The 9,650-nt window shown below is 69.2% G+C and carries 10 protein-coding genes; 6 read left to right on the top strand and 4 right to left on the bottom strand.

The window, feature by feature from the left end:
* The first annotated feature begins 70 nt into the window (after positions 1-70).
* Positions 71-286 (top strand): AzlD domain-containing protein, encoded by a 216-nt coding sequence (locus ACOTKD_RS00440; protein WP_424887345.1) that lies wholly within the window; start codon positions 71-73, stop codon positions 284-286.
* 1,007 nt (positions 287-1,293) lie between these two features.
* A complete protein-coding gene (locus ACOTKD_RS00435; protein ID WP_424886772.1) occupies positions 1,294-2,994 on the top strand; it encodes an eCIS core domain-containing protein in 1,701 nt (566 codons plus the stop codon).
* A 299-nt stretch (positions 2,995-3,293) separates the two neighbouring features.
* Here ACOTKD_RS00435 and ACOTKD_RS00430 read toward each other — a convergent pair whose 3' ends face one another.
* Positions 3,294-4,268 carry a LysR family transcriptional regulator gene (locus ACOTKD_RS00430; protein ID WP_424886771.1) on the bottom strand — a complete coding sequence of 325 codons (975 nt, stop codon included), beginning with the start codon at positions 4,266-4,268 and terminating at the stop codon, positions 3,294-3,296.
* Positions 4,269-4,378: 110 nt separating this feature from the next.
* Here ACOTKD_RS00430 and ACOTKD_RS00425 point away from each other — a divergent pair, with 110 nt between their 5' ends.
* From ACOTKD_RS00425 to ACOTKD_RS00410, 4 genes are all read left to right on the top strand, one after another.
* Positions 4,379-5,002 (top strand): LysE family translocator, encoded by a 624-nt coding sequence (locus ACOTKD_RS00425; RefSeq protein WP_424886770.1) that lies wholly within the window; start codon positions 4,379-4,381, stop codon positions 5,000-5,002.
* A gap of 113 nt (positions 5,003-5,115) precedes the next feature.
* Positions 5,116-5,526: a LysM peptidoglycan-binding domain-containing protein gene (locus ACOTKD_RS00420; protein ID WP_424886769.1), complete on the top strand. Its 411-nt coding sequence runs from the start codon at positions 5,116-5,118 to the stop codon at positions 5,524-5,526.
* The gene (locus tag ACOTKD_RS00415) at positions 5,523-6,704 is read left to right on the top strand and encodes a cytochrome P450 family protein (RefSeq protein WP_424886768.1); all 1,182 of its coding nucleotides are present in this window, start codon (positions 5,523-5,525) and stop codon (positions 6,702-6,704) included. Before ACOTKD_RS00420 ends, ACOTKD_RS00415 begins: the two co-directional genes overlap by 4 nt.
* Before the next feature lie 221 nt (positions 6,705-6,925).
* Positions 6,926-8,017, top strand: coding sequence for a hypothetical protein (locus ACOTKD_RS00410; RefSeq protein ID WP_424886767.1), 1,092 nt, complete (start codon positions 6,926-6,928; stop codon positions 8,015-8,017).
* A gap of 271 nt (positions 8,018-8,288) precedes the next feature.
* Here ACOTKD_RS00410 and ACOTKD_RS00405 read toward each other — a convergent pair whose 3' ends face one another.
* Genes ACOTKD_RS00405 through ACOTKD_RS00395 form a run of 3 tightly spaced genes read right to left on the bottom strand, consistent with a single transcriptional unit; the run spans position 8,289 to position 9,641 of the window.
* Entirely contained in the window at positions 8,289-8,627 is a 339-nt protein-coding gene (locus ACOTKD_RS00405; RefSeq protein WP_424886766.1) for an HIT family protein, read from the bottom strand.
* On the bottom strand, positions 8,627-9,160 hold the full coding sequence (locus tag ACOTKD_RS00400) for an HIT family protein (protein WP_424886765.1): 534 nt from the start codon (positions 9,158-9,160) through the stop codon (positions 8,627-8,629). The genes ACOTKD_RS00405 and ACOTKD_RS00400 overlap by 1 nt, the downstream gene beginning before the upstream one ends.
* Positions 9,153-9,641: an NUDIX domain-containing protein gene (locus ACOTKD_RS00395; RefSeq protein WP_424886764.1), complete on the bottom strand. Its 489-nt coding sequence runs from the start codon at positions 9,639-9,641 to the stop codon at positions 9,153-9,155. The genes ACOTKD_RS00400 and ACOTKD_RS00395 overlap by 8 nt, the downstream gene beginning before the upstream one ends.
* Positions 9,642-9,650: the final 9 nt, after the last annotated feature.

Genomic DNA, 9,650 nt, shown 5'->3' with positions numbered 1-9,650 from the left:
CCCCCCGCGCGGGGGGGGGGGGGGGCCGCGCGGGGGGGCGCCCCCCCCCCCGGGGGGGCCCCCCCCGACCCTGCGCTACCTCAGCATCTGCATGCCGGTCGGCGTGATGGTGATCCTCACCGTCTACACGCTGCGCGACGTCTCCCTCGAAAACGCCCTGCCCGTCGGCCTGGCCCTCACGGCCACGCTCGGTCTGCACCTGTGGCGACGCAACGCGGTCCTCAGCGTCCTGGGCGGTACAGCGATCCACGTCGCCCTGGCGAGCACGCTCTTCAGCCACTCCTGAACATCCCCGTACGCCGAAGCCGCTGCCGACGCCACTGTGAAGCCGCGCTGCGCGGTCGCAGCACCGGCCGGACACCTTCGGGCTGTGCGGTAACCTCCGGGCACCTGCCGCGCCGAAGTGCAGTGCGGTGGCCCGGCCGTTCACGGTGGCGAATCGGTATCCGGCGGTTACGGGTCAGTTCGGGCCGGGCAGGGCTTTGCCGTGCTGGCCGCTGGTTCATCAGGGCGGCCACGGCTTCGGCCGCGCGGTCCCGGCCTCCCCGCCGCGGATCCGCAGGACGGCATCGCCGACTGCCAATGAACTGACCGGCACTGGAGGCCCGGACCCGCGGTCGGGCACCTCCCGTAGGGGCCCGGCCGGGAGCGGGGGAGTGGGGGTTATCCGGTCCGTATGGCTGTCCGGGGTGGTATGTCCGATGTCCGTGCACGCGTCTGGCGGGCGACGATGTCCAGCGCGCAGGGGAGTCGTCGGCAGGGACCGCCGCTGTCGAAGCCGCCGAAATCAAGAAGCAGGGCTGCTGTGCTGCCAGACCGGACTGTTGGTACGACTACCGGTGCGGATCGTCCGGTCTGGCCGTGGCAGCTGACGCATGGTGAACCCTGAAGCCGGCGTTGTCGCCGACAACCGCAAGGGACCTGAGGCAGGGCATTTCAAAGGCGGGAGAGGTGACGATCACGGGCAGCAGCCAGGCGTCCTGGTGCCGGACGATGCCGTGTTGCTCACGAGCCGTCCGTGCCGGCGGAACCCACCGACCCCTGTGTGCCGGGCAAGCGGCACCGGGCCGCGCGGCCGCCGGCGAGCCCTTCCCCTGGTCGAGCGTGGTGCTGCCCACGGGCCCCCTCAAGGGCCGTGCCCGGGCAGGGCACGGCCAGTCGGCCGCGGCGCTTCACCGCCGTTTCTGATCAGCAGGCGCGCGTTTCCCCGGCGAACACTTCAGCCCTCCTCCTCACCCCGAGGCGATTCCCAGTACGACCCACTGTCCTTGCGGGCTGTCCTTGTGGGGGCACATGTCCGGTCATTGCCGGTTGCCGCCCTCGGCGTCGAGTCGGCGAAGCCGACGGGCGGAGTTCCGATGGCACCCTCTGTCCTTCAGACCGAGCCGGGGCGACTTCCTCCAACATCCCGGCTCCCCCCTCGCCAACAGGCCCGTGAAGGCACCGTGGCATAGCCTTGCTCGTGCCGCGTTCTCGGATCCCCTCGACCGCTCGAGGGCGATTGGGGTGATGAAGGTGAGCTCGCACGCCCGGGTCCCGCTCGGCAACAGCAAGGCGGAGGCAACCGCTGGTTCCAGTTGGCCCGCGAGCCGCGCCCGTCGGCTATGCGGCTGCGCACCGGGGGCAAGGTCCTGTCACCACACCGGGAGGGCCTGTCGCCAGGCCGAATCGTCCGCGTCGGAATCGTCGGCGTCCGGGTCGACCGCAGGCTACTGCACCCGTACGGGTTCAGGAACCGACCTCACCCGGGTGGGTGTCCACAGCGGGGCGCCCGCGGCCGATCCGCTCGCCGCTCATAGTCCAGCAGTTCCCGCGGCCACAAGCCTGCAGTTGCTGTCCGGTCCGCCGCCGAGCGCCCGCCCCGTATCACCGGCGGCCGCAAACCGCTTCGTCACCGTGCCGGCATCCTCGGGACAGCCGCTGGAGGCAGGCACCCGTTCACGGATGGAGTACGGCTTCTCCCACGATTTCAGCAATGTCCGTATCCACACCGGCGCAGATGCGGCGGAGTCGGCGAATGCCCTGGGGGCGCTCGCCTACACATGGGGCCGGGATGTGGTCTTCGGAGCCGGCCGGTACAGGTCCGGCAGTCGTGACGGGGAACGAATCCTCGCCCATGAGCTGGCCCATGTGGTCCAGCAGCAGTCGGCGACCGGACATGTACGCGAGACCGCTCTGCAGGTCGTGGGCGCGGCAGGACTGGAGCGGGAGGCGGACACCGCAGCCGCGGTGGTATCGGCCGGCGGCCGGGCACGGATCTCCGGACGGGTCAGCACCGCTGTCCAGCGTCAAGTACAGGACACGCCGGACACAGCTGAAGCCACAGGCGAGATGGACGAGGAGCCGCCGGTACATGACGGAGACACTCCGCCTGGTGGGCCGCTCCAGCCCGTGCCCGACAGCCCCGCCGGGCTTGCGCCGGTTGAGGCAGGGGCCGGGGTCGGATCTGCAGGTGGACCGGGTGCCTCTCCGGCTTCGCCGGCTACGGCTCTTGACCACCGTCAAAGCCCTGTGCCGGGGTCCCTGCCACGGTGGATCAGCCGTATCGACATCGCCCTCGCTGCGCAAACGCTCCATTACCAGTGGAACGACGGAGCTCCCGGAGAGACGAGTGCGATCTCCTCCGGCCGCGGGCGGCCGTGCACGGCGACCGACCCCTGTGCCGATCAGAACAGCCTCAATTGCACACCTGAAGGCACCTTTCACCCTGCCTTCCTCGGTGGCCCGGGGTACACGAACACCAAAGGCAGCGCAATGTCCTGGTACGTCGATCTCGGTATCGGCAACCGCGGCATCGGCATCCACAACTCGCAGCCTGTGCTCGGCCGGCCGGCATCGCACGGCTGCGTGCGCGTCCCGCAGAAGATGGCGCGGACCGTCAACGAGAACGTCATCCGTCGCACTGAGGTCGTGATCAAAGGCAAGGCGGCTACCGTACCTTGGCGCGACCGCACCTGCCCGGCACCCCAGCACCGCCCGTCACACCGGAAGTGAGGTCGTCCGCTACGGCCGATGCCGCTGGTTTCGTTTGCGGCTTTGCCGCTGAGGGGGCTGTGGCTGCCAGGAGTGGATGGTTGTCGGAGGCGCTTGACCTTGTTCCTTAACCATGCCGTAACTGTGCGTGACTTGCCGGGTGCCGCTCAGTGCTTCAGCATTCCGGGCAAGGTTGCAGTGGGTTGTTCAGTGTTTCGCCCATCACTTCAGTGCAGCGAGCCGGCTGCCGGCTCGATGGCCGGTCGGAGCGGGGCCGGCAGCTCCGGACCAGGCGGTGTCGATTCAGAACCGGGGGCTTTTCAGGCTCCGTGTGGTGAGTTCGATGAGCATTGTTTTTCTTGCAGGGGAGCTTCCCAGGTGGCGGTGATGTCGCGGGCGACATCGCGTAGGAGGTCGATGAGCATGTCTGCGAGCGGTGTGAGGCTGGCGTCTGCTTTGGTCACGGCGTAGAGCTGGCGGTAGGGCCTGGGGTGGACCAGTTCGCGATGGGTGGTGCCAGGCGCATGGGTCAGAGCCAGGCGCGAGACCAGGGCCACTGCGCTGCCTGTGCCGACGAGGGCCTGGGCGACATCGTAGGACTCGGTCTCGAACCGCACAGTGGGAGTGAAACCGGCCTCGCGGGCAGCGTCGTGGAATTGTTCACGCGCGGCATGGCCGGCCAGGATGGAAACCCACGATTCGTCGCGCAGTTGTTCCAGGCGAAGTTCGGTGTCCGCGGGCTGCCCGGTGGCCAGTGGGTGGTCATCGGGGAGAACCACGACCATCGGGTCCAACAGGAGCGAGTGGGCCCGTATGTGTGGGGGCGGCGCGAGCGGCATGCCCCAGGACGCGACGATGACCATGTCCAGGCGCCCCGCGCTGATCTCGTCCGCTCCGCGTCCGGACACCACGTCCACGACCGAGACGTCGGCGTCCGGATGGCGGTGGCGCAGCGCCGTCAGGGCAGGTGGCAGCAGGTGCAGGGCAGCTGCCTGGAACGTTCCGATCCGCAGCCGTAGGGAGAGGTGGCCGAGCAGTGCGGCCAGTTCCGCCTCGGCCCTGTCCGATGCCTCTTCCACGGTTCGACCGTGGGAGGCCAGCAGCGCGCCGGCCGCGGTGAGCGTTGCCCCGCGAGGACCACGGCTGACCAGCGGCACCTGCCAGTCGCGCTCGGCCTTGACCACCTGCTGCGTGACCGCCGCGGGCGTGAGTTGGAGGGCGCGAGCCGCCGCTGCCAGGGAGCCGTGCCGCTCGATCACCGCGAGAAGGCGGAGCTGTCCCGGGTCCGTCACCATTCACTGATCTTAACGCTGCACCCTTCTCTTTTAACTTCTCTTAGGGGCGCGGGGCAGGAAGCCTGGTGGTGCACCCATCGGCCGCAATCCCCGGAAGGGGTTCTTTTCCCATGCCCACGCATGTGCCCGTCTTCATCGTCACCACCTTGCTGCTGGCGATGCTGCCAGGCGCGAGTCAAGCCCTGTTGATCCGGCAGGTTCTGGAAGGCGGCCAACGCACGGTCCGAGGCACGCTCGCGGGCAACGCCACCGGCTTCCTGCTGTGGTCCATGGCCGCTGCGGCCGGGCTGTCCGCCGTCCTGCTGACCAGCCCCACCGCGTACGCGGCCCTCCGGATCGCAGGCGGCATCGTGCTGATGATCCTCGGAGTGAAGACGCTACGGACCGCGCTCACCACCGTCTCCACCCGTCCGCCCCGCGAGGGCGGGCGCCGCACCGGTTTCGTGGGCGGATACCTCACCGGCCTGAGCACCAACCTCGGCAACCCGAAGGCCGGCGTGTTCGCCGTCTCGGTGCTGCCCCAGTTCGTGACGGCGAAGGGCCCGGTGTTCCTGTCGACCGTCGCCCTGGGAGCCTTGTGGGCGCTCGTCAGTGCCTCCTGGTACATGTTGCTCACCTGGGCCGTCGGCCAGGGGCGCGCCTTGATATCACGGCCGACGGTCCTGCGGGGGCTCAGTATGACGACCGGTGTCGTCCTGCTGGGACTGGGCGCCGCGGTGGCAGCAGGTGTCTGAGGGCCGCCTCGGGCGAGCAGTAGCGTGGCGGGCAATGGCAAGCGCAGTTCCGGCCGTCGATGTGCGAAGCGAAGGCACGGTGAAGCAAATCCCCTCTTCTGAAAGGAGACTTCATGGGTGACACGTTGCACGTGGGCGACGAACTCGGTCTCGGTCAATCCCTGCAGGGTGGTGCCTGCACGCTGACGTTGCAGGATGACGGCAACCCGGTGCTCCCCGAGCCGGGCGGCGTCGTGTGGGCGACCAACACCCACGACAAGGGTGTCCAGCGGGCCGTGCTCCAGGAGGACGGCAACCTCGTGCTCTACACCGGCGACGGCGCGGTGTGGGCCACCGACACCAACGGCAAGGACGCCGACCGGCTGGTCGTGCAGGCCGCACCCGGGGCCGCCGAGCACGGGGAATACCTGCAAGCCGAGGCAGAACGGCTGCCGCTCGTCGCCCAGGCATACGCCAAGAGCGACGTCATGCGTACGACCACTACCGAGACCGCCCAGGACAAGGAAGCCGTTCCCACACCATGAGCGACCCGCTGTCGTGCCCGGAGTTCTTCCAGGACCCTTACCCCTTCTACGACGAACTCCGGGCGACAGCCCCGGTGAGCCGGGTGACCACCGGCTCCGGAGGCAGACCCGGCTACCTCGTGACCGGTTACGCCGAGGCTAAGGCAGCTTTCACGGACCCGGGCCTGTCCAAGGACACCGCTCGATTCTTCGCCGGCCGTTCCACCGGCCGCAACTTGCACCCCGCAGTCGCCCACACCATGCTCGCCACCGATCCCCCCGAGCACACCCGGCTGCGCCGCCTGGTGAGCAAAGCATTCACCACCGGCGCCGTCACCCGCCTGCGCCCGTATATTCAGCACACGGTCGACCACCTCCTTGACAGCCTCCCGGAGAACGGTGAGGCGGACCTCGTCACCGGTCTCGCCATCCCGCTGCCAGTCACGGTGATCTGCCAGCTGCTTGGCGTGCCCGAGGCCGACCGTCCCCAGCTGTGCACCTGGTCGAACGACCTCTTCGCCGCCGGGCACCCCCAACGGATCGACTCGGCCTCCCACGCTGTGGCCGGCTACATCGCGCATCTCATCGACGCCAAGCGCCGCGCCCCGGACGACAGCCTTCTGCACGACCTCATCGCCGTCCGGGACGAAGGCGAACAGCTCAGCGAAGACGAACTCGTCTCCCTCGCCGTCCTGCTCCTGGTCGCCGGCCACGAGACCACCACGAACTTCATCGGCACCGCCGTCCTGACGCTCCTCCAGCACCCCGCCCTCCTCAACCGCGCACGAAGCAATCCCGCCAAGATTGGCAGCATGCTGGATGAACTGCTGCGCTATGACTCACCGGTCGGTATCGCCACCTTCCGATACAGCACGGAAACGATCACACTCGGCAATACCGAAATCCCCGCCGGCACCCCAGTGCTCATCTCGCCCGCGGCAGCCAATCGGGACCCCGCCCGATATCCGGCTCCCAGCTGCCCCGACGCCGACCGCGACGCCAGAGGCCACCTGGCATTCGGCCACGGAATCCACCGTTGCCTGGGAGCACCCCTTGCCCTCGCCGAGGCAGAGATCGCCCTCCGTGCACTCCTGACCAGGTTTCCTGGGCTGCGCCTTGCGGTCCCAGCCGGTGAGCTTGAGTGGCGGCGCGCGCGGCTCATGCGGGGCTTGGAGTCCTTGCCGGTGCTCATGCTGTAAAAGAAAAATCGCAGGCAGACGCGATGTCATTCCCCGTTGCGTGCACACGGGGCGGCGACTGCCACCTTCCTCCGTGGGGCCGGAGGGCCACCAGGCGTGGGAGAGGCTAGGTGTGGTGGGAAGCCCTGACCAGTTGGTGGGAACCGGTGGGAATCCGGTCCCGGGCATCCTAGAGTCGGTTGACACCCCTCTGACACGGGATGGCCTTAGCCTGGGACCGTTTGGACCTGCTGGCGATCCTCGACGGATGGATGGAACAGCACATGCTGGGACGGCGTACCTTCGCCGCCATCACCGGCGCGGCACTGACTACACCTGCCTGGAAACTTCTCGACACCCCCGTCCCCGACCTGGCTTCCTCCCATGCGACCGGTCGCGTCCGCGAGCCCGTCGTCCGGTTCGTCGAGGAGACCGTGACCTACGCCCAGCAGATCGTCGACCAGCAGGGCAGCGCGCTTGACTTCGTTGCCGACCAGTTCCACGCGATTGCTGGCATCCTGCGCCGCGACAGCTACGACACTCCCATCGGCCGTCGCCTCGTCGCGGCTGCCGCACAGTTGGCCCAGACCGCCGGGTTCATGGCGTACGAGAGCCGTCGCGACGGGGAGGCACAGCGCTGGTACCTCACCGGTCTCCGTGCCGCCCACGCTGCTGACGACCGCCCCCTGGCCGCCAGCATCCTCAGCCTCATGAGTAACCAGGCTGCCACCCTCGGCCGCACTGCGGAATCCCTCCAGTTGGCCGACGCCGCCCAGGGAGCCGCCACCGAAGCCCCCGCCTCCGTCCAAGCACTCGTCCATGCCCGCACCGGACTCGCCCACGCCGCCGCCGGCGACATCGGCGCCTTCCGCCGCACCCGCGACGACACCCTCCATCAGCTGGACACCATCGAGCGCGAAACCACCGAACCCGGACCCCGCTGGGCCCACTACGCCAGCCCCACGGAGCTCGACGCCATCGCCGGACGCAGCCTGGTCATCCTCGCCCGCCGCGTCCCAGCACGACAGAACCGACTCCTCCCCGAAGCCGGGGCCCTCCTGCGCGCCCGCGCCCTCACCGACGACCCCGCCTTCCAGCGCTCAGCCTTGCGCCACAGCGCCTGGCTTGCCCTCGCCCACACCCAACGCGGCGAGATCGATCAGGCCGTCACCTGCGGTGAACGCTCTCTCGCCCGGCTCCCCGCCGTCACCTCCTCCCGCGCCACCGGCCTCCTGTGGCGTCTACGCGAGGACCTCGAACAGCATGCCCTGCGGGCCCCCACCGTCCGCTCCTTCCTCACCCAACTCGACCGACAGCTCGGCGCTGCGGAATAGAGACCAGGAAACGCCTGTTCGGCGGGATGCCGTGGACACGAGTGCCGGAACGCCCGGGACGTGGGCTTCCAAGCCTTGCGGCAGCAGCTCTAGAGGGGTGCCTCAGCCAACGTTGCGATCACCGGCCCCGAGACCCTTGAGGAGCACGCGGCCGCGGGCGCCGGTGAAGAGGGCCGACACGCCGTTCCACAGCGTGCAGCGAACACTGACCTCGGCGCCCCTGGGGCGCGCCTCCTCCGCCTTCCACACCGCATGACGTGAAACGGGCACTTCAGGCTCGGTGCTCTTCCTGCCCGCCCCGGTAGACGACGTGGAAGTGGAGATGTCGACTTTCCTGATATTGGCCCAGGTTCGTGACCACCGTGGCCGCGCCGTGCTCCTCACACACGCGGGCAGCCACCTCGCGCACCACGGCCATCACCTCACCGATCACCTTCTCACCGGGCTCTCCGAGGTCGACGAGCGACGGCACGCGCTCTTTGGGCACTACGACGACGTGAACGGGATATGAGGGTCGGGTGTGCTCGAACGCGAGCACCGTGTCCGTCTCGGCCACCACCGTCACAGGTGTCCGCCCGCTCAGTGCCTCGTCGCAGTAGAAGTCGCTCATCACGCCTCCGGTTGCTGGGCCAGGGCTTGGCGAAGCCGCGCGGCGAAGGCGCCCATTTCCTGCGGCGTTGCGTTGATGATGCCGTTCTCCGCCATGAGGGCGTGGAACTGCTGCTGCTCGTACGGGACGCCGGGGGGAAGCCCCGCGACGTGCCAGTGCACGTGGGCGTTGCCCTGCTGGCTGCCCAGCGAGTAGACGTACGTCCGCTCCGGCCGGCAGACCTGCTCCACGGCGAGGGCAATACGACGGACGAACAGCATCAGCCGCACGTACGCCCTCTCGTCCAGGTCCCGGACGACGTCCTCGACGTGCGGCTTCGGAGCGACGAGGACCTTCCCGGGAAGGGTCGGCCACCGGTCGAGGAAGGCGACGTGCTCACCGTCCTGTGCGATCACGTGGTGCTCGTAGCCCGGGTGCCCGGAGAGGAACGCGCAGATGAAGCACGGTCCCGTGCGGATGCGCTCGGTGTACGAGCCGAGGTCCATCGGCTCCCGCACAGGCCCGCGGCCGGGCTGCGGGGCGGGGTCAGGCATAGGCGTCGCCCAGGTAGACCGCGCCCCGGTCCGGGCCGGCGGCCAAGGCGTTGGTGATGATGGCCGGCAGGCATGGCGGCAGCGTGCGCAGGGCGGGGAGCTTGTCGAGCGCGACCCACTCGACGCCGAGCTGCACGGAGTCCTGGGCGGGCCCGCCGAGTACCGCCGGCTCCTGGAGGATGCGGCACCGGAACATCGTCTCGACCCGGTGCCCCGCGCCGGACAGCATCCGGTGCCCGTCCGGGTGGTTGGCCTGGATGTACTCGCGCACCACCACTAGGCCCTCAGCCTTCACCCGCACGCCCGTCTCCTCGAATACCTCCCGCTCCGCACAGGCCGCCAGGGTTTCCCCGGCCTGCTGGCCGCCGCCGGGCAACCACCAGGTTCCCGGGCGCGGCCGGTCCCCGCGCACCGAGAGCACGTGCTCGTTCCGTACGACCAGGCCGCTCGCCGCGATCCTGATCCGTCCTTGATCCGTCACTCGCGCCAT

Origin of the sequence: Streptomyces sp. XH2 (genome assembly GCF_049725035.1) — a bacterium.
In the GTDB taxonomy this organism is placed as follows: domain Bacteria; phylum Actinomycetota; class Actinomycetes; order Streptomycetales; family Streptomycetaceae; genus Streptomyces; species Streptomyces roseoverticillatus.
This window is presented reverse-complemented; position numbering and strand designations above follow the sequence as displayed.